We start from the raw sequence: 22311 nt of genomic DNA on the forward strand, positions 1-22311 counted from the left end.
GTGAACTCGCTTGAGCTCAAAGTAACACACTAGAAGGCGGGCGAGGGCTTATTTGGCCTCGCCCGCCTTTTTTTGTTCTTCGGCCACTTGTTTCGCGAGTTGCTCGCGCAGGCGATCGGAGAAGCCTTCGTCGAGCGGCGTAGTCTGCATCCACTGGTCGACACGAAACGCACGACGAGCCGCTTCGAATGGCAGGTCGGTGTCGATGAACCCATAGCGATGGGCGAGGCGGTCCGACAATCCGGTGAGCAGAAGCCGAATGTCGTGCGGCACCGTTCGACCGCCTAGCAGCCTGAGGTGGTCGGTGATGTTGTTCATGCAGTTGTTGGTCACGAGGTTGTAAAACTCGGGGTGCTCCTCCAGATCGTGCGCCCGCTGCATCATGTCGACGAAGATGCGCTGCATTCGTTCCTTCGTGGTCTTCGCGGGGTAGAAGAACACTTGCTTCTTCCAAATCGCACCACGCAGCCCAAGCACGTCGCGTTCGTCACCCACGACGTAGATCAGCTGGTACTGGCGGAATAGTGAAGGGATGAGCCGGTAAGGTTTTCCCACTACTCGACGGCCCTCGACCGACACCGTGCAGTGCTGGCCGTCGGTGAAGCCGAAGCTCACGAACACGTGGGCCACGCCGTCCCACACCGGCATCGGTGCCACGATGTAGTACATCGAGTTGATCTTGCTGACATCGTACACCCGGTCGTAAAACTTGGCGTCGAAGTCGGTCGCGGTCCGCCAGGTGAAGTTGCGAATGTCCTTGACGTAAACCTTATCTCCTTCGACATCGACGATCGGCATGCGGGACTGCTCGGCCACCCAGTTCTGATTGGGATCGGGCGTGACGAAGCCGAAGTAATAGACGCCAACGATCGCTGCGGCAGCGAGCGCGACCAGCGAGTACCGCTTGCTGCGCGAAGCGGCTTCGGGCGAATCCTTCGACTTCTTGCGCTCGCGACGAGCCTTCCAGAATGGCCAGATTACCGCAAATGCGAGTGGCCAGCCGAGCCATGCGGAGCCCGGGGCGGTGAAGAAGATGGCGAGCATCGCCCAGATGCCAAGAGCCCACCAGGCAGCGACGGCTAAGAATCGCCCTGTTCGCCGAACAATCGCCAGCAGTCGTTGGGAAATTTTCATCAGGCGGGCGCACTCAATTAAAAAGACTGTGGGAGGCCTCTCCGAGGCCGATAATCGGGGTCGGAGACCCCTCCTACAGTTTGACTAGCTGTTCGGCGACTCATTGGTTCCATGTAGTCGTGCTACGCGGAACAACAGCCACAGCGTGAATCCTAGCACCACGAGTTCGCCGGCGAGGGTGCAGAGTTCTGCTAGCAAGCTCACGACGTCCATCGCAGACACCCAGGTCGCGCGATCGTCGATTTGCGTCTGCATCACCGGCACACCACCTTGGGGTGCTTTGAGGAATAAAATGAGAAGCCGTATGACCTCGTAGAACATCAGGGCGAGCGAAATCGCGATTCCCGCGCAGCTCGCCCAGAGTCCGATCCAAAGCGTGTTCTGAATCTTAGAGGTGGTGGGGCGGCGCGCCAGGTCGTCGATTTGTGTGCCCAGCTTCACGTAGCGGAGCGACCACAGTGTGGTGAACGCCAGGATGGCGAGCCCAGTGAGTGCAAGGATTTCCGAGAAGCCGACGCGCTGGTCGGTGCCGGTGAACTTGCCGAAGAGGAAGTAGCCGAACATGAACAGGGGCGTGATCCCGAGCACGATCTGCACCCAAAAACCAATCCACCCCAATCGACGGAAGCTGCGTGCGAGCTTGGGGTACGTTGTATCGGGAATCATAAGAAGACCTTAGTTGGTGATCTTGGCGATATGCGTTTTAATGGAAGGGGATGTGGTTCGTTTATATTACCACGGCCCTTACGGGCCCCGCTCGCTTGGGGGAGACAGGTTTGGGGTTTCGGGTTTGTTGTTGCGGCCGAGGGAGGCGGGGGCACTCGCTCCCATGGACATGTAGATGCCGACGAGTTCGTCGAAGGTGCAATCGGCCGGCTTCACCCAATCGGCGCGGACGCACAGGAGTGCCCCGCCAAACGGCACGGGGGCACTGGGGATAATGACCACGACGTAGTCCTGGTCGTTGATTCGAATGCGTTCGGACGTGGGGAGCAGGGCAGGGGTGCCGATGCCGAGCTCGTCGCCGAAGTAGCACATCACCGGCATCATTCCCTGCATCGAGTCGGCACGGCGATCGAACACGCTCGTTAAGTTCTTCGAGGCATCGTAGACGGTCGACACCAGCGGGATTCGCTGCATGGCGCGATCGAACAAGCCGTTCCATCGCACCGCCGCCCCGTTCTCGACCAACAGGCCAAGCAGGTAGATCAGCAGGAACGTGCCGACGAGCCCCAAGAGATACGCGGTGACTTCGCAGGCCGTGAGCGACATGCCCATGGTTTGCAGTAAGCGGCCGAAGGCGCTCTTAGGGCCGGCAAGATCGTGCAAGAACACGACCATCCAGGCGAAGACGGCGAACGTTAGCGCGAGTGGCAGAATGCCGAAAACGCCCGTGACGAACGTCTGACTAAATCGAGAGAACATATTGCGAGGCCCAAGCGTGCACCAGCCAAGTAGCGGGCCAGTGTACCACGACGCTCGGGGCAACGTACAGCGATAGCCAGCGAAGGCCACCCCCGGGTCGCGTGCCGTGTTCCTCGGAGCGAACTACCGTGCCTACTTAGCAGCAAACACCGGAGCTTCGCTGAGTCGTTTCTTCGCCTTCCGCTGCTTCTCCTCGGCCACCATCACAGGACGTGCTACCTTGGCGGGGGCAATTTCCTCGGGTGCAAGTGCAGCGGCGCGCTTTCTCGTGGAAGCAAAGTGCATCACGTACGCCGAGAATTGTCGAAGCTTCCACGCGAGCGATTGGTGCTGGCGGAAGGTTGTGCGGGTGTACTCGCGGAGTTGCAATTTGGTCGGCCTCGGAATGGTCCGGAACTCGGCACGCAGCAACTGTGCCAAGTCGTCGCGATGGTAGCCAAACCGTTCCATGTAGTGGTCGTTCAGCTGCATCAAGCTTAGCCGCTGGTTGTACTGCGAGATCCGGTTTCCCTGTTTTCCGAAGTAGCGATTGTCGGGGTGGGCGCGGTACCGGACTAGCGGGTCGGCGATGAAGTACTTTCGCGCCCGAGCGAGCGAGGCGCCATATACCAAACAAAGGTCGGCGCAGATGGTCCACGAGTTCTCGAGGTCGTGCGCCGGGAGCAGGCGGTCGAGAACCTGGCGCCGCATCGAAATGCACGAGGTCGGACCGCCGATCCAGTGCTGTCCGAGCGCGACGCCGGCTACCGAGTAGCCGAAGTCCATGTCCTGGGTATAGGGCATGTCGATCCAGTTCTGGGTGCCGAAAACTTCGCGTCCGCAGAAGGTAAAGTCGACATCCGGGCGAGTTGCGTAAACGCGCATCGTCCGTTCGAGGTAGTTGGGGGCGTAGGTATCGTCGGCGTCGAGGAAAAAGATGACGTCGCCGGTTGCTAGCTTATAGCCGGTGTTGAAGGTCGAGAGCTGCCCTGAATTGGGCTGCGTTACAACGGTTATTCTTGGCTCTTCCGCTTCGTACCGCTGAAGGATACGGCGGGAGTGGTCGGTGGAGCCATCGTCGACGACGATGATCTCGTCGAATGGCACCGACTGTGAAAGCGCACTATCGAGCGCTTCGGGAAGGAAGCGACCGTAGTTGTAGTTATTGATGAGGCAACTTGTTCGCATGTTATACCTGCCAAGGTGTTGGCCCGCTCGGCAGTGCTATCGGTTGAGGTGCGGGATTAAACCAAGTAAATGTGAGCGGGTCAACGTCAGTAGGTAAGGTACAGGATCGGTAGTTCCAGTGGGGTTGATTGGGGGGTATCGGAAACTCCCATCGCGGATTCCCGATGCTAGCTAGGGGAATTCAGGGACACGATTGATTGGGGTTGGACCAAATAGTTCAAGTGCCTACACTCCGGCCACGCGCGGCGGCGGGCTTCCGTTCGCGACACCCGCCTGCACTGGTGGCAAGACCATGCAGTCAAGCCAGGCAAGGCCGTAGTCCTGCCGAATTCCGAAGGTTGTTTCAAGCATGAACTCGTTCCTGCGTGCGGTACGCGAGGCGCTCAAGTATTGGCCTGCCGTGGTGGCATCGATCGGTTGCTCGGTGGCCGTGGCGGTGCTGTGGGGCGCGAACATCGCGGCCCTGTTTCCGATTATCGAAGCCACGCTTCAGGGCAAGTCGCTTCAGGATTGGAACCGCGAACAGATCACGCAGTCGAAGCAGGAACTAACGGCGCACGAAGCTGAACTCAAGTCGCTGGCAGCCCGGATCGAGAAGGCACCTGCTGAAGAACGTGCTGAACTGGATATCCAGCTCCAGATGCTGGAAGTACGCAAACAGGCGAAAGCCGCGGAGCTTTACTCGGCCGAGCGCGTGCAACCCTTCTTCGAAAGCTGGCTCCCCAGCACGCCGTTTGCAACGATTGCCCTGATCGCCAGCCTGGTGCTTGTCGCCACGCTGATGAAGCAGGTATTCATGGTGACCAACGCGGTGCTGGTGTCGTCGGTTTCGCAAAGCGTATCGCGCGACCTTCGCGGTCGCCTCTTCAACTCGGCGATCACCCTCGATCGCCCCGGCTTTGATGCCCACGGCACCAGTGGCTTCGCTGCCCACATTACTTACACCACCGACATGCTTTCGGTCGGGCTCACCAACATTCTGGGGGGCGCCGTCACCGAACCGCTCCGCATCTTCGCCTGCCTGGCGGGGGCGTGGATGATCTCGTGGCGGTTGACGCTGGCGTCGCTAATCTTTGCTCCGCTCGCCGCTTACTTGATCGTGTTTCTTAACCGCTCGATCCGCCGGCTGTCGCTTCGCATCTTGGATCGCTCGCGAGGCTTCCACCACGTGATGCTCGAAGTGTTCGGTTCGCTCACCACGGTGAAGGCGAACACGATGGAAGACTTCGAGCGCGAACGTTTTCGCGAGTCGACCGAGCTTATGAAACGCACTGCGATGACCGCCACGTTCTACAACTCGCTCACCAGTCCGGTGACCGAACTGTTTGGCATCGGCATGCTGTGTACGGGCATCGTCGTCTCGGGCTACTTGGTCACCAATCAGCGAACCGACATCTTTGGCATCCCGATGAGCGACCGCCCGTTGTCGGTCAGCCTGCTCACGGTGTTCTTCGCGATGCTGATCGGTGCTGCCGACCCACTGCGAAAGCTGTCGGGGGTGGTGACCGGCGTGAACAATGGCATGGCCGCCGCCAACTTGCTATTCCCGATCATCGACGCTCAGTCGCGGATTCGCGAACCGGAGTCGCCCCGCGCGTTTCCCTCGCCGCATCAAGAGATCGAGTTCCGTCACGTCCACTTCAGCTACGACGGCGTTCAGCCCGTGCTGCAGGACGTGAACTTGCGAATCGAGCGTGGCGAGCACGTTGCCCTGGTGGGTGCCAACGGCAGCGGCAAAAGCACCATCGTCAGCTTGCTGTGTCGATTCTACGAACCGCAGTCGGGCGACATCGAAATCGATGGCGTGCCAATTCGCGAGATGGCGCTGGCCGACCTTCGCAAGCGGATCGCCGTGGTGAGTCAGCAGACCGAGCTCTTTAACGAGACGGTGCTTCACAATATTCGTTATGGCCGGTGGGATGCCACCGAGGAAGAAGTGATCGAAGCCGCGAAGCTCGCCCGTGCGGACGAGTTCGTGTCGAACCTGCCCCAAGGCTACCACACGATTGTGGGTGCCAACGGTCAGCGACTGAGCGGTGGGCAGCGTCAACGAATCGCCCTGGCCCGCGCGATTCTCCGCGATGCCGAGATACTGATCCTCGACGAAGCCACCAGTCAGATCGATGTCGAAAGCGAGCGGTTGATTCACGATGCCCTGCAGGACATCGCGGTCGACCGAACGTTGATCATGGTAACCCACCGCGAAAGCACGCTGGCGCTCGCTCAGCGCGTTATCCACGTGGAAAATGGCCGACTACTGGAACTCGACTCCGCGACGGCGATGTCCGCGTAGCGTCCAAGCCCTAACTCGAATCCCCCATTTATCTACCCTCCAACTGGCCCCCAAAGTTCAAGGAAGACCCGCCCATGGCCACCCAGCAGATTTCGAAGACTCCCCTCTCCAAACTTCGGCGCGAAGTTTCCCGACCCTTCCAACAGCTGGCCCGTGGTGTAAAGCGCGTGGCCCGTCCCAAGCACGCTCCTGCCCCGGTTGTGGTGATCTCGCCTCCCCCGGCGTCGATTGCCAACTTCCACCCGCAGGACTGCACAGTAGAACCCGAGGGTGTGGCGTTATTGCAGGAGCTGGTTCGCGAGTCGAAGCAATTCCCTGGTCCGATTATCGAGGTCGGCACGCTGGTGGGCATCACGGCTACTTACATGGCGCTCGCCAAGTCGCCCGAACAGAAGATCATCACGGTGGACGCGTTCTGCTGGAATCCCTGGGGCCTGTCGCCCGATGTGCACGAGGCACTGGCTCGGCAGTTGCTTCAGTACCCGATCGCGAAAGGCGAGGTGCAACTGATCCGCGGCGATAAGAACGAGTACTACCGCAACTACAAAGGCCCCGCGCCGGCGCTGGTGTTCCTCGATGCCATGCACGACTACGAGGAAACCAAGAAGGACATCGAATGGGCCAAACGCGTGGGGGCCAAGATTATTTCCGGGCATGACTACTGCGATAAGTTCCCAGGCGTCATCAAGGTGGTCGACGAGTTTGGCGGACCTCGCCGTCTTGGTGGCACCGTATGGGCCCTGTAGTCATCTAGCAACGAAGGGCACTTGCCATGAGTCAGCTTCTGTTCAGTTTTCCCGAAACGCCGGGACTGGTTTCCGTTATCATTCCAACCCGCAATGGCGTTCGGTTCCTGGGCGAAGCGCTCGATTCGATTTCCAGCCAGATCTACAAGCACTGGGAAGTGGTTGTGGTGGAGGATGGTTCGAACGATGGTGCCGAGCAATTGGTCGAACAGTTCGCTCGCAACCATCCTCGCCACCGCGTTCACTACCAGCGTAACGAAACGTCCTGCGGCGCGGCCTACACGCGCAACGTGGCGTTCCAACAGGCGGCGGGGCAGTACATCGCTTTTCTGGACTGCGACGATCGCTGGTTGCCGTACCACATGCAGTCGTGCGTAGCTGCGCTCGAAGAGTCGGGGGACGACCTCGCTTACTCGACCGTTGTTATGTTTACCGATGGCACCGATCTGCTGCTCGGGCTTTGGGGACCAACCGCTCCAGAAGTGGCGTCGTTTCCGGAGTCGCTATTCGGTCGCAGCTACGTCACTCCGTCGGCGACCATCGTACGACGTTCGGTGATCGAGGAAGTGGGTCCGTGGGATGCCCGGCGGAAGTACTGCGAGGACGCCGACTTCATGCTTCGCGCGGCGTATATTGGCAAGAAGTTCCGCTACGTCGGTGGCGTGCATTGTCTGTATCGCAAGTGCCACGCGGGGGCGACCACGCAAAGCCTGGCGGGGACCATCGAAGAGTCAACCGATATTGCCCAGCTCTACACGTCGATGCCAGGATTGCGGCCGCGGCGGCTGAAGCGACTGATCGCGGTGAATGTTGCGGTTGCGGCGAGATTTCACGCAACGAGCCACCCTGCCCATGACCCCTCGGCCACACGTGGCCGCGCCGCGCCCCTGTACTTTCGAGCTTGGAAGCTCGACCGCAAGCGCTGGAAGGATCTTTTCAAGGCGGCGTTCTGTGCGGTGCGATTCGGCATCGCCGCGACGCATCAGCCCTTGGATCGTCCGAGCCTTCCGGTGCAGTCCGGTCTTGCGTCGTCATCCACTGCTACTCGTTCTACCGCAGCCAACAAGGCCGCCTAAGGAAAAGGCGAACGTTCCATGCCGAGTGCCAACGAACCGATTGTCATCGCTTGCGGTGCCGACGATACCTACGCCATGCCGCTGGCGGTGACGCTTCGCTCGTTGCTGGATGCGACCGATCCCGCGCGAGCGATCGTTCTGTACGTGCTCGATGGTGGTATGACCTCGCTGACCAAAGAGCGACTGGCGACCCTCTGCGGCGACCGCTGCCAGTTGAATTGGTTGACGCCCGACCTTCGGCTCGTCGCCGACTATCCGGTCAGTCACCACATCAGCACCGCGGCGTACCTCCGGTTGCTGCTGCCGAAACTGCTGCCGGATGACGTGCACCGAATTCTGTATCTCGATTCGGACATGCTCGTGCGGCGTGACGTGTCGCTGTTGTGGGACGCACCACTTGGCGAGTGTGGCATCGCAGCGGTGCAGGACATGGCCGCTCCTTGGATCGACGCTCAGATTTCCGCGCCGAACTTCGAGGCGGCGACCACTTGGTTGTCCGCGGCACGGCCAGTGGCGAACTACGAGGCGCTCGGCCTCAATCCCACAGGCCGGTATTTCAACTCGGGCCTGTTGGTCATGGACATTGACCTTTGGCGAAGCGAAGGGTTCGCCGAGCAAGTGTTTCGCTGCCTCGAAGAGCATCGCGAGCACGTGCTGTGGTGGGATCAATACGCCCTGAACGTGGTGTTCGCCGATCGCTGGCACCAGCTCGACCCGCGGTGGAACCAAGGCTCGCACGTGTTCGTTTATCCGACGTGGGAAGCGAGCCCGCTAACACAGCAGATGTTCGAAAGCGTCCGACACGACCCGTGGATCATCCACTTCTGCTCGCCCGCGAAACCCTGGCACGCCGACTGCGATCACCCTTTGCGGCACGAGTACTTTGAAGTGCTCGACCGCACGCCGTGGCAAGGCTGGCGTCCGCAGCCGGTGAAAAATGCTCCTCGAGCCACGCTCGGCCCCAAGCGCCGCAAGGGCCTGCGCAAGACGGTGCACGAAGTGAAGCAGGTGCTTCGCAAGTCGAGTGTCTACCGCAAAGTGTCGGGCTCGATCAAGAAATTGACGGGCCGCGCGGCGTAGCGGTCCGACGTCCGTTACGGCGAGTTCGTCCCCGCTTCAAATTCGAGTGGCGGCTCGACACCGAACCAAGGGGCAATCTCACCCGCGATGAGCTCGTGGCCCTTGCGATTGGGATGATTGACGTGGCTCATCAGGTCCGCCAGCGGTGTACCGGCGGCGACGGCTTGTTGGAACGCCGCGAAGCTATCGGCCAAGCCCACCTCGTGAATCGCCGCAAGCTCGCGGACCTGTGCTGCGTGCAATGCTAATGGATCTTTCGGGTCGTTGAAGTCCGATCGTTGGTCGGGAGACGGCGTGACCAGAATAACCTTCACGCCCTGCTCTTTCGCCTGACGAATCATCGACTCCCAGGCAACTCGGGCGCGCTGCAGACCGATGCGGCGATCGTTGAGCGCGTAGTCGATGGTGATCACGTCCGGTTTCTTGGCGAGCACGTCAGCCGCGAAACGTTTGACTCCCTGCTCCGAGTTCTCACCACCGATCGCCGTGCGAACGACTTCAATCATCGCGGTGGGGTGTCTCTCCTGAAGGGCAACATTCAGTAGGTGCGGATAGCTATCGAACGGGCGGACCTCGGGCGTTTCGAAGTAGCCAGCGGGGACGCTATGCCCGTGGCAGACGAGGTACACCGTGCGGTTCTCGGGCCACTTCTTGACGAACTCGCCACGAACATCCGCCAGATAGCTCGACACCTCGGCGGGTTCCGCCCCGACGGTCGCGGCGATGGCGAAGCTAAGTGCCATAGCGAGCGTAAGTGCAAGGTACCCTATCGAACGCCGCATAGCTGGTCCTGAGTTGAAGTGGAATTCAAAGCCACTGCGAAATGGTTACCGTGCGTTTGAAGTCGAAGCCCGCAGGAAGTCGCTGCTCGCCTCGCGGGCGATGGCCGCCCGTGTACTTGCATCGCCTGCCACCGACGACGCCGCGCGGCTGCAGTACGCCTTCCGGCTTGCTACCTCTCGCGAGGCGAGCGAGAACGAGCTTGAAACGCTCGCCGACTACCTCGCCAAGCACCAGGCGTTGTTCGCGGACGATCGCGAGCGAGCTGAAACCGTGGTGGGCGAAGAAGCCAAGCTTGAAGAGCACGACGTTCACGAGCTCGCCACCTGGACGATGCTTAGCCGCGTGCTGCTGAATCTCGACGAGACGGTGTCGCGACCCTAAGAACGCGAAACTTGCCAAGGGGTGCAAACCCTCGACGACCGCAAAGTCGCCGAGGGTTTTGCTGTTATCCCGCTTACACCTTGGGCATCCACTTGCTTCGGTACTCGCAGCCCCAGTACTTCTGGGCGGCGCTGTCGCCAATCAAGTGGCCTGTCGTCGGATCGACTTCCAGATCCAGCCCGCTGCGGAACGCCATGTTTCCGAGGTGGCAGAACATCACGCTCTTATGCCCTTCGTCGAGATTGGCCTGAGGCACACCACCTTCCTGGATGCACTTGGCAAAGTCGATCAAGTGCTCAGTATCCCCTCGGCTTTCCTTCAGCCGATCGACCGGCCTACGTCGTTCATCGTAGATGGTCATGCCGCCGTCGTTGATGGTCACGGTGCCTTCGGTACCACGTAGCTCGATACCAATTTGGCTGCCGGTCAGGTAGGGATCGGACCAACTAATCCCTTCCCATTGGATGTTGGCGTCGCCGCATTCGTAGTTCACGGTGAGCGTGTCGGGCGTCTCTTGATCGTCGTCGAAGCGAAGCTTTCGGCCGAACGCCGTGACTCGCGAAGGAAAATCAACGCCCATCGCCCATCGGCAGATGTCGATCGTATGGACGCCATTGTTGCCCAGCTCGCCATTGCCCCACTGCCAGAACTGATGCCAATTGTAGTGCAGGATGTTGCTGCGGTAGGGCTGCTCGGCCACGGGACCTTGCCACATGTCGAAGTCGAGGTACTCTGGGGGCGTCTCCGGCGAGGCGTGGCCTAGCGTCGGGCGGTTGCGGTGGTAGTACGACTTGGCGAGCAACACTTTGCCAATCGCCCCGCCACGAACCTTCTCTGCCATTTGCTGGTAGAGCGCGCCGCTACGGCGTTGCATGCCAACCTGCACCACGGTCCCCGACTTCTTCGCCGCGGCGATCATCAGCTCGCCTTCTTCGGCCGTGTGGCTGCACGGCTTTTCCACGTACACGTGCTTCCCCGCCTGACAGGCCATTATGGTCGCCGCCGCGTGCCAATGATTCGGTGCCGCACAAATCAGCCCATCGACGTTCGGATCGTCCAGCGCCCGGCGGAAGTCGCCGGTCACCTGCGGCTTGGCCTTCTGGCCCCCCTTCGCCACCGCCTTCACGCCATTCTCGAGTTGCCGCTCGTCCACGTCGCAAATGTAGGCGATCTCCACGTTGGGCAGCTTGCCAAATCGCTCGACAAGCTGGGCCCCGCGGTTGTGGGCTCCCATCAGCGCGAGCACAATCTTGTCGTTGGCCCCCTGCGCCAGGGTCGTTTTCGCCGCCGTGTAGGCCGCGGTAGCCGCGGCTGCGGTACCGATAAATTGCCGTCGATTCATAGGTTGCTACCAATTACTCAGGGTTGTCGAATAGTGCGAGTGCCCAACTAAGGCGGCTCTTGAACTCATCGCTTTCTACGATTTGCCAAACTTCTCTTAAACGATCCTCGCCGAGGGCCGGGTGTCCGATGCGTTCTTCAAGTGACCAGCCATCCGCGAGCGGGCCTTTTGCGCGTCGCCCGCTGCCAACGCTTCGAACAACGCCACGTGCTCGAAGTATTCCGCCTCCAAATTCTCCCCGCAGTCGCCTGACAACGAGTACGACACTCGCTTGAACGACCAACACTTGCGTATCGCCGCGGCCAGTGGCTCGTTGCCGCAGTATTCCGCGATTGCGAGGTGCAGCGAGAAGTCCAGCAGCATCGCCGCGATCTTCCAGCACTCGCGGACCATCGGCTCGGCGTCGGCGATCAGCAGGCGGAAGTCTTCGATCACATCCTCCGGCAGTCGCCCCGCAGCGAGCGCCGCCGCCTCGGGCTCCAGTAGTTGCCGAAGTCGGTGGACGTGGTCCAGCCAGTCTTTGGCGTGGGAGCCGACGACCGCCGCGTGGTTGTACGCTTGCACCAACACGCCATCGTCCACCAACCGGGCGAGCGACCCCGCGATCGGCGTGCGACTCATCCCCAGCGTCGCGGCGAGCTGTGTCGACTTGAGGCTCATCCCCGGCTGAAACGCACCGGTGATTATACGCGAAAGGATCTCGTCGGCTGCTTGATCCACCAGCGAACGGTTCTCGTCGTCGAGCAGACGGACGGCATTCGCCACGCTCGGATAGCGGCGGATCATGCGTAGGTTCGACAACAGCGCGGTCATCGGCTCAGCTCCTTGCCAACGGGGTGATAGGCATCCATCTTCAGCGCTTGTCGAGGATTCGCGGAAGTAAGTAGTTCGGCTTCGTCGCGGGTGAGTCCCACCCGCTCAACCAGATTCTCCATGGCTCGTGGCAGTGGGCACGCCGAGCCCATCAGGTGCTGCCGGTCGGCCGACCACGTCGCCAGGTTCTCGTCGACCACCACTTGCATGTCGCCCAGCGCGAACACACCGGGACCCTGTCCCGCGGCCGAAATCGCGTCGCTCACCACAATCGCCCGATCGATGCCGACCACATCCAAGTAGTTACACAGGGCAAATAGCGGCACGTGCACGCCATCGGCGATGAAGCAGACCCAAAGGTCCGATGCAACGCTCAGCACCCGCTGCACCACGTTGTCGTGACGGTCCATCAGCTTGGGGCAACCGTTGCCCAAATGCGTAAACATCGACAGCCCGTTGTCGATCGCGCCGCGCAGTTCGTCGAGCGTCGGATCACAGTGCCCAGCCGACACGACCACACCCTGCTCGGCGAGCCAGCGAGTGGTCGCGAAGCCGGCATCGCGCTCGGGCGCAAGCGTTACGAGCCGCACGAGCCCCTCGCCCGCCTCGAGCAACCGGTCCGCTACATCGGGCGTGGCGGGCTGCGCGCTGGCAACCGGGTGGGTGCCGATGTAGCCGGCTTGATCGCGAAGGAAGGGGCCCTCGATGTGTATGCCGCGGATCACGCGGGCGACCTCGGGGGACTTCGCCACGGCCCGCGCGATACGCCCGATTCGTCGGCACATCGATTCGACATCGGCCGAGATAATGGTCGCCAGGATGCTTTCGACCCCATCCGCTTCGAGTCGCTGACACGCCTGCAAAATCGCCAAGTCGTCGATCGTGTCGGAGTTGAAATCGACCCCGCCGTAACCGTTCACCTGGATGTCGAAAAGGCCGGGCATGGGGCGTGGCGGGAAAGGCAGGAAGGGGCGGGCGCAGGATTGGTGCGGGAAAACACGACTCAGCGGCTTGACCCAATCTGCATGCAGTTATTATAGTGCATGCAGTTTTGCCGTCAATTAAAATTCAACGGGCGTCCCCATGATCCCTACGTGGCCCTATTCCCCGCCGAGCGGGCTCCAACTTCTGATCGTCGCGGCGAGTTACTTCTGCGCAAATGGGGCCTTCGCCGAACCGATTCGCGTCGCCGTCATTGGCACCGATACCTCCCACGCCGTGGCCTTCACCGAGCTCATCAACGCTCCCTCGGCAACCGGTCCCCTGGCCAACGTCCAGGTGGTCGCCGCCTTCCCGGGCGGCAGCCCCGACATCGCGAGCAGCAAAGACCGCGTCGCAAAGTTCGCCGACCAGCTTAAGAGGTCCGGCGTCACGATCGTGGATTCGATCGACGAAGCGGTGGAACTCGCCGACGCCTTCCTACTCGAAAGCGTGGATGGCCGGGTACACCTCGAACAGTTCCGCAAAATCGCCGTGGGCAAACCGGTGTTCATCGACAAGCCGGCGACGGCTTCGGTCGCCGACTTCCTCTCGATCATGCGAATCGCCAAAGAAACGAACACGCCGTTCTTCAGTTCGTCCGCATTGCGATTCTGTTCCGAAGTCGAAGCGATCAAGTCCAACAAGAAGATCGGCAAACTCCTCGGCGCGTCGACTTCTTCGCCGTATCGCACCGAACCCACGCACCCCGACCTGTTTTGGTACGGCATCCACGGCGTCGAGTCGCTCGCTACGCTCCTGGGTCCGGGTTGCGAAGAAGTCACTCGAATCGATTCGACCACCGGCGTACTGCTCGCCTGCAAATGGCAGGATGGACGCAAAGGGACCATGTGGGCACTCGCCACCGGCAACCCCGTGTATTCCTTCACGCTCTATGGCACCAAGCAAGTCGCCTCGAACACCGGATTCTCGGGCTACGGCAATTTGGTCACGCAGATTTGCACCTTCTTCGAAACCCGCGTGGCCCCTGTCTCGCCGGACGAGACGCTCGAAGTGCTCGCCATCATGGAAGCCGCGGAACTAAGCCGCGATCGCGAAGGGGCGACGGTCAAAATCGCCGAAGTGATCGACCTCGCACGCCAGAAGTCAGCCTCCGCCGAGTGACTTTAGAAGCAACAACTTTAGCTTTGCAACCCGATTCGAGAAACCACGCTGATGGACGTCCAGATATTTGAAACGATCGCTCAAATGGCGCAGGCCGCGGCCCAAAGCGGCGCCGCAAGCATTCGCCAAGCCGTCGAAGAGCGCGGCGAAGCCACCGTGGTGTTTGCGTGCGCCGCGTCGCAAATGGAAATGCTCGAAGCGCTGCTTTCGCTCCCCAACCTCCCTTGGCACCGCGTGCACGTGTTCCATCTCGACGAGTACGTCGGCCTGTCCATCGAGCACCCCGCCTCGTTCCGGCAGTTCCTGTGGAAGCGCGTGGTGAGCCGTATGCCGCTGCCGCCGAAGTCGATTTGCTACCTTCAAGGCGACTCCGATCCGCATGCCGAGTGCCATCGCGCTGGTGAGCAAATCGCGAAGCACGTGGTCGACGTGGCGTTCGTCGGCATCGGCGAGAACTGCCACCTCGCGTTCAACGACCCACCTGCCGACTTCGAGACAAAGTCGCCTTACCTCGTGGTCGAGCTCGACGAAGAATGCCGACGCCAGCAAGTGGGCGAAGGCTGGTACCCGTCGCTTGCGGAGGTCCCCAAGCAGGCCTTGTCGATGGGCATCCAGCAGATTCTCACCAGCCGCCGCATCGTCTGCACCGTGCCCGACGCTCGCAAGGCAAACGCCGTCCGCGCCGCCGTGGAAGGCGAAGTCACCCCAACGGCCCCCGCGTCGATTCTCCAAACCCACGCCGGCACCACGCTGTTTCTAGACGAACCCGCAGCTTCGCTACTTACGAAGCAAACGGCAGACGCGCACTAACGCGATCAAAGTACGCGGTGCGACGCGAGCTCAGAACCCTGCTCGCCGAAAAAGAGAAACTAGTACCTAGTACGCCCGGCAGGGCTCGAACCTGCAACCTTCGGTTTCGAAGACCGATGCTCTATCCAATTGCGCTACGGACGCGTGGCAAGCCGCGGGGGCTCGCTGAGGGTTTCATTTTACACACTCACGACCCCGCTGGCGAGACGCGGGTTCACCCACAATTCTTCCTTCGTCCGTGCGAATCTGTGTGTATCCGGGGCTACGAAACCCGCGGCAAATCCTGCCCAGTCCGCGTTATCCGAGTCCTATTCCTTAGCTACACTCTTCGCTACGACGCCACCGGGTAGTAACCCACCGCGAATTGCTGCTGCGGGTCGGTCCACACCGTGCCCTCTCCGAAACCGGCGGCTTGGGCAAGCCGGCCAAACTGATTGATGCGGTACTTATGCGAGAGCTCGGTGCGGATGCTTTCACCGCTGGCAAAATCGAACTCCTCGCCATCCACCGCCACCCGCTGCTCCTGCCCACTCACCAGGTGCATCTCCACGCGGTGCTGCACGGGGTTGTAGAGCGCACGATGATGGAACTTGTCCATCGCGAAGTCGGCGTCGAGTTCGTTGTTGATCCGCCGCAGCAAGTTCTTGTTGAACTCAGCGGTCACCTTGGCCGCGTCGTCGTACGCCCGCTCCAGCACGCGCGGGTCCTTGTCGAGATCGTAGCCAATCACCATCGCGCCGTTCTTGCCGACGAGCTTTGCCATCTGCTTCAGCAGTTGTCTCGCCGACTCCGGGCGGAAGTTACCAATCGTCGAGCCCGGGAAGTACACCACTCGCCGGGCGATGCGTGTTTCGGTGACCGGTAGCAAAAATGGCGTGCTGAAGTCCGCGCAGATCGGGGCCACTTCGATCTCCACAAACTGCTTGGCAATCCTCGCGGCAGCCGCCGCCAAATGTTCCCGGCAAATGTCCACCGGCACGTAGGCGACCGGCCTTGGCGTGTTCTCCAGCAGCCACGAGGTCTTCATGCTGCTGCCGCTGCCGAGCTCGATGATCATGCTGTTCGGGCCGATCCGCTCGCCGATCTCCGCCGCGTGCTGTCGCATGATCTCGACTTCGGTCCGCGTCGGGTAGTACTCCGGGAGCTCGCAAATCTGATCGAACAGTTCGCTTCCGCGCTGGTCGTAAAAGTACTTGCTGGGCAAGGTTTTCTGAGGCATGCGGAGGCCCTGAATAACGTCCTTGCGAAACGTGTCTCGGTGTGATGCGTTCAGACGTTCGAGGGGGGATGAGATGACCATCTTGTTTCCTGTGAACTCTGCCAAAGGGTCCTGAGTGTGAGGTTTTATCGAGCGAGTCGAATGCCGCTGAATTGCCAACGCGCGTCGGGCGGGAAAAAGTTGCGGTAAGTCGGACGAATGTGCGACTCGGAAGTCGCGCACGAACCGCCACGCAGCACGTACTGGTTACACATGAACTTGCCGTTGTACTCGCCAATCGCGCCGGGGGCGGGCTGATAGCCGGGGTAGGGGGTGTAGGGGCTAGCCGTCCACTCCCATACGTCGCCGAACATTTGCTGCATTCCGCGAGCCGCCGGATTGGCAGGCACGGGGTGGAACTGTCCACTCTCGACGAAGTTGCCCGCGGTTTCGGTTTCGATGGCCGCCAGTTCCCACTCGGCTTCAGTCGGCAGCCGCGCACCGCGCCACCGAGCGTACGCATCGGCTTCAAAGAAACTAACATGGCACACCGGTTCATGCGGTTCGAGCGGAGCCATCCCAGCCAGCGTGAATTGATTCCAAATGCCGTCCTGCTTCAGCCAATAGAGCGGAGCATTCCATTGTTCTGCCTGCACGGTGTTCCAACCGAGCGACAACCAAAACTCAGGACGCTGGTAGCCACCGTCTTCGACGAATTCCAAGAACTCGGCGTTGGTTACCAGTCGCCAGGCGAGCTCATGCGGTTGCAGGAGCACTTCGTGCCGAGGCGTTTCGTTGTCGTAAGCGAACGCTTCGCCCACGTACCCAATCGCATGGATTCCCTCGCGACCCTCGATCCAGTCCATCGACGCAGGCGTGGCGGCGACCTCTGGCGTTCGCTCGCGATACACGGGCCACATCGGATTGCACGACAACAGGTGCTTGATGTCCGTCAGGATCAACTCCTGATGCTGCTGCTCGTGATGCAGGCCTAGGGTGGCCACGTCGAGCAGTTCACGAGGCAAAGTATCGCTATCTTCCAGCAACTCGGACATTCTCGCGTCAACTGCTTGGCGATACTCAAAAATCTCCGCGAGCCCAGGCCGCGACAACACCCCACGCCGCGCCCGCGGAAACTGTTTGCCGACCTGGTTGTAGTAAGAGTTAAACAGGTACTCGTAAGCGGGGTTGTAAGGTTTGTAGCTGGGCACCGCGTTCTTCAGCACGAACGTCTCGAAGAACCACGTGGTGTGCGCCAGATGCCAACGCACAGGACTGGCGTCGGGCATCGACTGCAGGGCGCAGTCCTCGGGCGAGAGCGGTTCGCAGATCGCCTGCGTTTGCAGGCGAACCCGTTGGTAATGCTCGCGGAGCCCCATGACCGACGAAGGGGCCAACGTCGTCATTGGTTCAAGGGTGTCGGCGGCGCTGATCATGGAGGGAAAACTCGTGCGGGTATCGAAACGACTCGGGGGTCCAGCCGTAATTGGCACATTGCGTGCCAACCTGGAACATTAGGCCGATGGCAAAATTTCGCCCAATTAGAGACCAGCGGGGTGGTCAACGAGGCACCAGTTCGGGGCCTAGCCTGGGTGGCCAGCGACCAGCGAGCAATAAAAGTAGGCCGGGGCAAGCTCCGCGCCGATGGCGGCGCCTCGCGGTTCGCCCCGAGGAAATCGGCCGGCCACCCAACCCACCTCAAACACCTCACCAGCGCCAAAAACCCCTAGAGACCATTCAACGCGATGCGAATTGGTAGGCGTAGCCGGCGTCTACGGCTGGGCATTAAACAAGAGCATGCCCCAGGCTCGATTCTTCGAGAAAACCCCTGGAAATCGGGTACCCAACTATTTCCACTTTTTTCCAGAATGTGACTAGAAAGCGCGCTTCGGGTGTGTTCTGATGTGCATATTCACCGAAGTAGTGGACACATGTTCTCTGGCAACTCGAAAAACTAGAAGAAAAACGGCAGGCGAGAAGCTTGGCGAGCCGATCGGCGTACGCGCGCGGGGCAAGGCGTAAAGAGCCGGGTCGGCGCGGAGCTTGACCCGGCCTACATCGAATAAAGTCGCACCTGCGGATTCGCGCTGCGACTTTATTCCGAACGAGTGCTTGGGAGTTGCTTCGCAACTTGTGCCTGCAAAAACGCTTACGACCAACTCCCAAAGGGCGGGAAAATAATAATGTCGCAGTCGTTGCGATATTCGCGAATCGCGACATTACCTCCCTTCGGCAACTCGTGTTAGTTGCGAGTCGATCGGCGAGCGGGTTTAATGGCACGAAACTTTTAGGACCAAAACTCATGCACGACACGCATCACCACTCGCATCCGACCACGCTTTACAGCGGCAAGCACCTGGCCTTGGTGGCCGAGGGGCACTGGGAGTACGCGGCGCGGACTGTCGCGAAGGCGGCCGTGGGGATTGTCGCGGTGACGCCCGATCGCAATATCATCCTCGTCGAGCAGTACCGCATTCCGGTGGGTCGGCGAGTGATTGAGATTCCGGCGGGCCTCGTCGGGGACCTTCCCGAAGTCGCCGACGAACCGCTCTTGGTCGCCGCGCAGCGCGAGCTTTTGGAAGAGACAGGTTACGAGTCGGATGAGTGGACGCACCTCGTGGAGATGTACTCATCCGCGGGGCTGACCAACGAGTCGGTCACGCTGTACCTTGCCGCGAACGTTCGGAAGACGGGCACCGGCGGCGGCGACGAATCGGAGTCGATCGTGGTCCACGAAGTCCCCCTCGCCGAAGCCGACGCCTGGATCGCGAATCGCCTGGAGCAGGGCGACGGAGCGGATTTCAAGTTGCTCGCAGCACTGCATCTGGTGGCACAGCGGCTTCAATAGCTCCCTCACAGCATCGGCAGCGATCCTGTGTCCCGTAGCTCGGCGAGCATCCGCCGGCAGCCCAGCGGGTCTTCGGGGTCGAGCTTCACGAGCACCTCGACCACTTCGTCGGCCATGATTCGCTTGTTGAGCTTTTCGAGACACCAGGCGAGTGCCCGACCCGCTTCGAAGAATCCGCGGTTGGGAAGCTGCGAGTAGCGAACCGGAGTGGGTTCGCCCGCTCGTCGCCACGCCCGGAAACCAAGTTGGTAGGCATAGCCGAAATGACCTCGGGCGAGCTCGTAGTCGTTCTGCCCGTCGAGCGCGAGCTGGCCGAGCAGCAAATGAGCATCGAGACAATCGGTACAGCCCGAGAGGAGCCACTGCAGTTCGTCGCGGGCGACTTCGAGCTCGCCGGCGTCGATCATGATGCCGACTTCCTCGATGTCCTCGGCGCGATCGCGGGCACACCGCGGATGCCGAAGAATCCACCCATCACCGGCGGGCGTAGGGGTGAGCGCAACAGAATTCGAATCGCCACTTGGCTTGGGGCGTTGATTGGGGCGCGAAGGTCGTCGTTTCTTGGCCAAGGCGAGGCGAGTTCTGTGCGGGGACGTTGGAGATGGAAGGGGGAGGGGCCATTATCGCTTTTGAAGTCGACTTCGACCAGTTAGGATGGAACCGCCATGTCGACCACGCCCCCACCACCTCCTCCGCCGCCCCGTCCCTGCCCCCACTGTGGCAGCCCGCTGGGCGTGGTGACCTCGGCCACCTGCCCGCACTGCGGTCGATTGCTGCAGGCAGCAACACCCCCGCCTCCGCCACCACCTCCTCCACCGCCGCCGGCACCGCGGGTGACCGAGGATCCAGCGGAATGGGTGGCGACTCCCTCCGCAATTTCCGCGGAGTTCGAGGAAGACTCCGAAGTCGACGCGGTGGTCGTGCCTGAGATCGCTCCGATCGCCCCGCGAGCCAAGCGAGAGAAACCAGCTCCCGAGCCAGCCCGCCAGCGTGTCTCCGATGCCGAGTTGCTAAAGCTCTCGCCCGAGGAGAAGGCGAAGCTGCGAGTGAAGATGCGGATCGCGATTGCCGTGTTTTCGGCGGTCGCGCTGTTGGTGACGTTTATCGTGCTACTGATGCTGAGCCCGTAGGATTGGTGAGCAACACTCACTTCGCGGAGTCGAGCTCTTTACCGAGCTCGTAAATCTCCACCGCGTCGAGCACCAAGTCGTTGGTGGTGAAGAGCTTCTGGATCGCCGCGCGGTGGATTTTCATTTTTGTGCCCCCAACGCCGATCGCGCCGTAACAAATGGTGCGGCCCTGCTCTTTGCGTTTATCGCCCACTTCGATGCCCGCGATGCCCAGCGGAGGGACAGCGTTAAGGTCGATCGCTACGGCAAGGTTCGGGAACTCGTCGCGAATCGATTGCGGCAAGAGCTCGACGCCGGGAGGTCCGCTCGCGATGACTACGTTCGCGCCATCGAGCGAGCGGCGAAGCCCGGCGTCGTCGGTGGTCACCAGGCACTCGATTTTGGCGGTGGGCGACTGCTGGCGGATTTCTTCGGCCACGCGCTCGGCGTGTTCGAGGGACCGCGAGCCAAGCCGAATGTTCGCTCCGTCGTCGGCGAGCATTCGCAGGATCCGCTTGCCCACGGAGCCTGTGCCTGCGAGCACCGCGACCGTCGACTTCGACAAATCGACGTGACGCCCCGCGGCGATCACCGCAGCAGCCGCGGTAGTGTTCGAGCCGTTGGAGTCGAGCATCGCCGAGACGCGCATCGGTCCGAAGCAAGTCTTGTCGACCGTAGCGAGAACTTTTTCACCCGCGGTAACGTCGCTGCCGCCGACAAAGATCGCCGTGTTCTTCAGCTCTGCCGGTGAGCGGGTGAAGATGGCTCCGTACACGAGGTCACGCACTACGTCGGGCGTGATGTTGCTATGCCGGAATAACTGGTCGACTCCAGCATCCACTGCCACCACCGCGTCGAACACACTGGGCTGCGGATCGGTATCGAGGCAGAGGAGGATCTTGGCGGGCATGGAATCGGCGTCCGTGTGGGCAAAACCTGTGGAAGAGCGAAGCTCTTGCCTCCCTCCCCCAAGTCGTTGCCAGATGGATGGTCAATTTCTCATAAGCCCCGATGCAACGACGTTTCGGGGGGAGGGCCGGGGTGGGGGCTAGCGGAGGTGATGACTCTCCACTCACTCGAAGGACTTAGCATCACCCTCGGCAAGAAATCGGGCTCGGAGAGCCCTCCCACAGTTGTAGTAAAAGTTGGGGCGGGAGCAAACTGACAAGTTGCTCCCACCCCCAACCATTTCCTTCAACTCAAACTAGAAGCCGCGGAACGGATGGGCGGCTGCGTCCTTGCCGGCGACCATTTCGGCGGCCGAGGGCTTGCCTTCCATCGCGTTCTTGATGGCCATTTTGGTGGCTTCGTAGTTGTAGTCGTAGATCTTCTTGTCGTCGTCGGCTTGGGGGTGAATGAACACACCGCACACGCACACGAGGTCTTCGGCGTCGCCTTGCTTGATTACGCCATCTGCCACGCTATCGGCAACGGCCTTGGCCACGGCAGCCTGAGCGGGGCCAAACATCTGGACGGCTTGCTTCATGCCCTTGATGGTCACCTTGGTCACCATGACGGTGGCGGGCTTCACGGCCAGGTTGGGGGTGAGCACGGCCAGCAGGTTGCTGTGGCCTTCGCTCTGACGTGCCAGGGCGTTGGCAAACGCGACGCCCACGGGGCCGTCCTTGCTGCCGATCAACAGGTCGATGTGGGCAATTTCGTTGCCGTCGCCTGCAAGTGCCTCGCCGATGAACATGGACATTCCGATTTCTCCTTGAAGGATGGTTTAAGTGATACGGCCAGCCGTTGGTTGTGCCGCCAGTCCCAAGAAGTTGGGTAAAAACAGCCAGCTGAGGAAGAAATGGGGCTGTTTTGGGCGAATAGCGGATGGAACCAGGCCGGCGGATCCGATGCCGGGCGTCCACACCACTGTCAGGGAGAATACCAAAATGGGGCGTTTATTCAAGCGACCTGCCTCGAATCGCAACTTCTATTTCTGGACAGGACCCCCTAGTTTTGCGACAATTTAAGGTGGCGGGCGGAGTGTACGCACTCTTGGCACC

The 22311-nt window shown here is 61.0% G+C and carries 22 protein-coding genes and 1 tRNA gene; 9 read left to right on the forward strand and 14 right to left on the reverse strand.

Going from position 1 to position 22311, the window contains the following annotated elements:
- Positions 1–48: 48 nt before the first annotated feature.
- From SH292x_RS20805 to SH292x_RS20820, 4 genes are all read right to left on the reverse strand, one after another.
- Positions 49–1134 (reverse strand): lipoprotein N-acyltransferase Lnb domain-containing protein, encoded by a 1086-nt coding sequence (locus SH292x_RS20805; RefSeq protein WP_442482949.1) that lies wholly within the window; start codon positions 1132–1134, stop codon positions 49–51.
- An 84-nt stretch (positions 1135–1218) separates the two neighbouring features.
- Positions 1219–1800: a DUF3611 family protein gene (locus SH292x_RS20810; RefSeq protein ID WP_442482950.1), complete on the reverse strand. Its 582-nt coding sequence runs from the start codon at positions 1798–1800 to the stop codon at positions 1219–1221.
- Between the two features lie 78 nt (positions 1801–1878).
- Entirely contained in the window at positions 1879–2559 is a 681-nt protein-coding gene (locus SH292x_RS20815) for a DUF502 domain-containing protein (protein ID WP_442482951.1), read from the reverse strand.
- A gap of 132 nt (positions 2560–2691) precedes the next feature.
- Positions 2692–3726 (reverse strand): glycosyltransferase family 2 protein, encoded by a 1035-nt coding sequence (locus SH292x_RS20820; RefSeq protein ID WP_442482952.1) that lies wholly within the window; start codon positions 3724–3726, stop codon positions 2692–2694.
- 349 nt (positions 3727–4075) lie between these two features.
- Between SH292x_RS20820 and SH292x_RS20825 the strand changes: the two genes are divergently transcribed.
- From SH292x_RS20825 to SH292x_RS20840, 4 genes are all read left to right on the forward strand, one after another.
- Positions 4076–6019 carry an ABC transporter ATP-binding protein gene (locus SH292x_RS20825; protein WP_442482953.1) on the forward strand — a complete coding sequence of 648 codons (1944 nt, stop codon included), beginning with the start codon at positions 4076–4078 and terminating at the stop codon, positions 6017–6019.
- Positions 6020–6093: 74 nt separating this feature from the next.
- A complete protein-coding gene (locus SH292x_RS20830; protein ID WP_442482954.1) occupies positions 6094–6765 on the forward strand; it encodes a class I SAM-dependent methyltransferase in 672 nt (223 codons plus the stop codon).
- Positions 6766–6791: 26 nt separating this feature from the next.
- Positions 6792–7841 carry a glycosyltransferase family 2 protein gene (locus SH292x_RS20835; protein ID WP_442482955.1) on the forward strand — a complete coding sequence of 350 codons (1050 nt, stop codon included), beginning with the start codon at positions 6792–6794 and terminating at the stop codon, positions 7839–7841.
- Positions 7842–7859: 18 nt separating this feature from the next.
- Positions 7860–8921, forward strand: coding sequence for a glycosyltransferase family 8 protein (locus SH292x_RS20840; protein WP_442482956.1), 1062 nt, complete (start codon positions 7860–7862; stop codon positions 8919–8921).
- Positions 8922–8935: 14 nt separating this feature from the next.
- Here the strand turns inward: SH292x_RS20840 and SH292x_RS20845 are convergent, their stop codons facing one another.
- Positions 8936–9664 (reverse strand): SGNH/GDSL hydrolase family protein, encoded by a 729-nt coding sequence (locus SH292x_RS20845; RefSeq protein ID WP_442482957.1) that lies wholly within the window; start codon positions 9662–9664, stop codon positions 8936–8938.
- Positions 9665–9716: 52 nt separating this feature from the next.
- On the opposite strand from SH292x_RS20845, the gene SH292x_RS20850 reads away from it, so the two are divergent.
- The gene (locus tag SH292x_RS20850; RefSeq protein ID WP_442482958.1) at positions 9717–10085 is read left to right on the forward strand and encodes a hypothetical protein; all 369 of its coding nucleotides are present in this window, start codon (positions 9717–9719) and stop codon (positions 10083–10085) included.
- A 73-nt stretch (positions 10086–10158) separates the two neighbouring features.
- On the opposite strand, the gene SH292x_RS20855 is transcribed toward SH292x_RS20850, so the two are convergent.
- From SH292x_RS20855 to SH292x_RS20865, 3 genes are all read right to left on the reverse strand, one after another.
- Positions 10159–11427 (reverse strand): Gfo/Idh/MocA family protein, encoded by a 1269-nt coding sequence (locus SH292x_RS20855; protein WP_442482959.1) that lies wholly within the window; start codon positions 11425–11427, stop codon positions 10159–10161.
- 96 nt (positions 11428–11523) lie between these two features.
- On the reverse strand, positions 11524–12240 hold the full coding sequence (locus SH292x_RS20860; RefSeq protein WP_442482960.1) for a GntR family transcriptional regulator: 717 nt from the start codon (positions 12238–12240) through the stop codon (positions 11524–11526).
- The gene (locus tag SH292x_RS20865) at positions 12237–13184 is read right to left on the reverse strand and encodes an N-acetylglucosamine-6-phosphate deacetylase (protein WP_442482961.1); all 948 of its coding nucleotides are present in this window, start codon (positions 13182–13184) and stop codon (positions 12237–12239) included. Before SH292x_RS20865 ends, SH292x_RS20860 begins: the two co-directional genes overlap by 4 nt.
- Positions 13185–13323: 139 nt before the next feature.
- Here SH292x_RS20865 and SH292x_RS20870 point away from each other — a divergent pair, with 139 nt between their 5' ends.
- Together SH292x_RS20870 and SH292x_RS20875 are read left to right on the forward strand one after the other, a co-directional pair.
- Positions 13324–14343, forward strand: coding sequence for a Gfo/Idh/MocA family protein (locus SH292x_RS20870; protein ID WP_442482962.1), 1020 nt, complete (start codon positions 13324–13326; stop codon positions 14341–14343).
- Positions 14344–14394: 51 nt separating this feature from the next.
- Positions 14395–15153: a glucosamine-6-phosphate deaminase gene (locus SH292x_RS20875; protein ID WP_442482963.1), complete on the forward strand. Its 759-nt coding sequence runs from the start codon at positions 14395–14397 to the stop codon at positions 15151–15153.
- Positions 15154–15223: 70 nt separating this feature from the next.
- Here SH292x_RS20875 and SH292x_RS20880 read toward each other — a convergent pair.
- The 3 genes from SH292x_RS20880 to egtB form a co-directional block, all read right to left on the reverse strand.
- Positions 15224–15297: transfer RNA gene (locus SH292x_RS20880), tRNA-Arg, on the reverse strand.
- 187 nt (positions 15298–15484) lie between these two features.
- Positions 15485–16453 carry an L-histidine N(alpha)-methyltransferase gene (gene egtD / locus SH292x_RS20885; protein ID WP_442482964.1) on the reverse strand — a complete coding sequence of 323 codons (969 nt, stop codon included), beginning with the start codon at positions 16451–16453 and terminating at the stop codon, positions 15485–15487.
- A 44-nt stretch (positions 16454–16497) separates the two neighbouring features.
- Positions 16498–17787 carry an ergothioneine biosynthesis protein EgtB gene (egtB, locus tag SH292x_RS20890; RefSeq protein WP_442482965.1) on the reverse strand — a complete coding sequence of 430 codons (1290 nt, stop codon included), beginning with the start codon at positions 17785–17787 and terminating at the stop codon, positions 16498–16500.
- A gap of 866 nt (positions 17788–18653) precedes the next feature.
- Here egtB and SH292x_RS20895 point away from each other — a divergent pair.
- Positions 18654–19199, forward strand: a complete 546-nt coding sequence (locus SH292x_RS20895; protein WP_442482966.1) for an NUDIX hydrolase — start codon at positions 18654–18656, stop codon at positions 19197–19199.
- 5 nt (positions 19200–19204) lie between these two features.
- Here the strand turns inward: SH292x_RS20895 and SH292x_RS20900 are convergent, their stop codons facing one another.
- Positions 19205–19768 carry a hypothetical protein gene (locus SH292x_RS20900; RefSeq protein WP_442482967.1) on the reverse strand — a complete coding sequence of 188 codons (564 nt, stop codon included), beginning with the start codon at positions 19766–19768 and terminating at the stop codon, positions 19205–19207.
- A gap of 96 nt (positions 19769–19864) precedes the next feature.
- Between SH292x_RS20900 and SH292x_RS20905 the strand changes: the two genes are divergently transcribed.
- Positions 19865–20329, forward strand: a complete 465-nt coding sequence (locus SH292x_RS20905) for a hypothetical protein (protein ID WP_442482968.1) — start codon at positions 19865–19867, stop codon at positions 20327–20329.
- Positions 20330–20345: 16 nt separating this feature from the next.
- Here the strand turns inward: SH292x_RS20905 and SH292x_RS20910 are convergent, their stop codons facing one another.
- Together SH292x_RS20910 and fae are read right to left on the reverse strand one after the other, a co-directional pair.
- Positions 20346–21218: an NADP-dependent methylenetetrahydromethanopterin/methylenetetrahydrofolate dehydrogenase gene (locus SH292x_RS20910; protein WP_442482969.1), complete on the reverse strand. Its 873-nt coding sequence runs from the start codon at positions 21216–21218 to the stop codon at positions 20346–20348.
- 294 nt (positions 21219–21512) lie between these two features.
- A complete protein-coding gene (gene fae, locus SH292x_RS20915; protein WP_442482970.1) occupies positions 21513–22010 on the reverse strand; it encodes a formaldehyde-activating enzyme in 498 nt (165 codons plus the stop codon).
- Between the last annotated feature and the right edge of the window lie 301 nt (positions 22011–22311).

The organism is Aeoliella fuhlenseeensis (assembly GCF_052161615.1).
Taxonomy (GTDB): domain Bacteria; phylum Planctomycetota; class Planctomycetia; order Pirellulales; family Lacipirellulaceae; genus Aeoliella.

Excerpts from the sequence above, each read along its gene's own strand:
- SH292x_RS20805 (WP_442482949.1), bottom strand. The coding sequence starts at position 1,134 with ATGAAAATTTCCCAACGACTGCTGGCGATTGTTCGGCGAACAGGGCGA.
- SH292x_RS20810 (WP_442482950.1), bottom strand. The coding sequence starts at position 1,800 with ATGATTCCCGATACAACGTACCCCAAGCTCGCACGCAGCTTCCGTCGA.
- SH292x_RS20815 (WP_442482951.1), bottom strand. The coding sequence starts at position 2,559 with ATGTTCTCTCGATTTAGTCAGACGTTCGTCACGGGCGTTTTCGGCATT.
- SH292x_RS20820 (WP_442482952.1), bottom strand. The coding sequence starts at position 3,726 with ATGCGAACAAGTTGCCTCATCAATAACTACAACTACGGTCGCTTCCTT.
- SH292x_RS20825 (WP_442482953.1), top strand. The coding sequence starts at position 4,076 with ATGAACTCGTTCCTGCGTGCGGTACGCGAGGCGCTCAAGTATTGGCCT.
- SH292x_RS20830 (WP_442482954.1), top strand. The coding sequence starts at position 6,094 with ATGGCCACCCAGCAGATTTCGAAGACTCCCCTCTCCAAACTTCGGCGC.
- SH292x_RS20835 (WP_442482955.1), top strand. The coding sequence starts at position 6,792 with ATGAGTCAGCTTCTGTTCAGTTTTCCCGAAACGCCGGGACTGGTTTCC.
- SH292x_RS20840 (WP_442482956.1), top strand. The coding sequence starts at position 7,860 with ATGCCGAGTGCCAACGAACCGATTGTCATCGCTTGCGGTGCCGACGAT.
- SH292x_RS20845 (WP_442482957.1), bottom strand. The coding sequence starts at position 9,664 with ATGGCACTTAGCTTCGCCATCGCCGCGACCGTCGGGGCGGAACCCGCC.
- SH292x_RS20855 (WP_442482959.1), bottom strand. The coding sequence starts at position 11,427 with ATGAATCGACGGCAATTTATCGGTACCGCAGCCGCGGCTACCGCGGCC.
- SH292x_RS20860 (WP_442482960.1), bottom strand. The coding sequence starts at position 12,240 with ATGACCGCGCTGTTGTCGAACCTACGCATGATCCGCCGCTATCCGAGC.
- SH292x_RS20865 (WP_442482961.1), bottom strand. The coding sequence starts at position 13,184 with ATGCCCGGCCTTTTCGACATCCAGGTGAACGGTTACGGCGGGGTCGAT.
- SH292x_RS20870 (WP_442482962.1), top strand. The coding sequence starts at position 13,324 with ATGATCCCTACGTGGCCCTATTCCCCGCCGAGCGGGCTCCAACTTCTG.
- SH292x_RS20875 (WP_442482963.1), top strand. The coding sequence starts at position 14,395 with ATGGACGTCCAGATATTTGAAACGATCGCTCAAATGGCGCAGGCCGCG.
- egtD (WP_442482964.1), bottom strand. The coding sequence starts at position 16,453 with ATGGTCATCTCATCCCCCCTCGAACGTCTGAACGCATCACACCGAGAC.
- egtB (WP_442482965.1), bottom strand. The coding sequence starts at position 17,787 with ATGATCAGCGCCGCCGACACCCTTGAACCAATGACGACGTTGGCCCCT.
- SH292x_RS20895 (WP_442482966.1), top strand. The coding sequence starts at position 18,654 with ATGCACGACACGCATCACCACTCGCATCCGACCACGCTTTACAGCGGC.
- SH292x_RS20905 (WP_442482968.1), top strand. The coding sequence starts at position 19,865 with ATGTCGACCACGCCCCCACCACCTCCTCCGCCGCCCCGTCCCTGCCCC.
- SH292x_RS20910 (WP_442482969.1), bottom strand. The coding sequence starts at position 21,218 with ATGCCCGCCAAGATCCTCCTCTGCCTCGATACCGATCCGCAGCCCAGT.
- fae (WP_442482970.1), bottom strand. The coding sequence starts at position 22,010 with ATGTCCATGTTCATCGGCGAGGCACTTGCAGGCGACGGCAACGAAATT.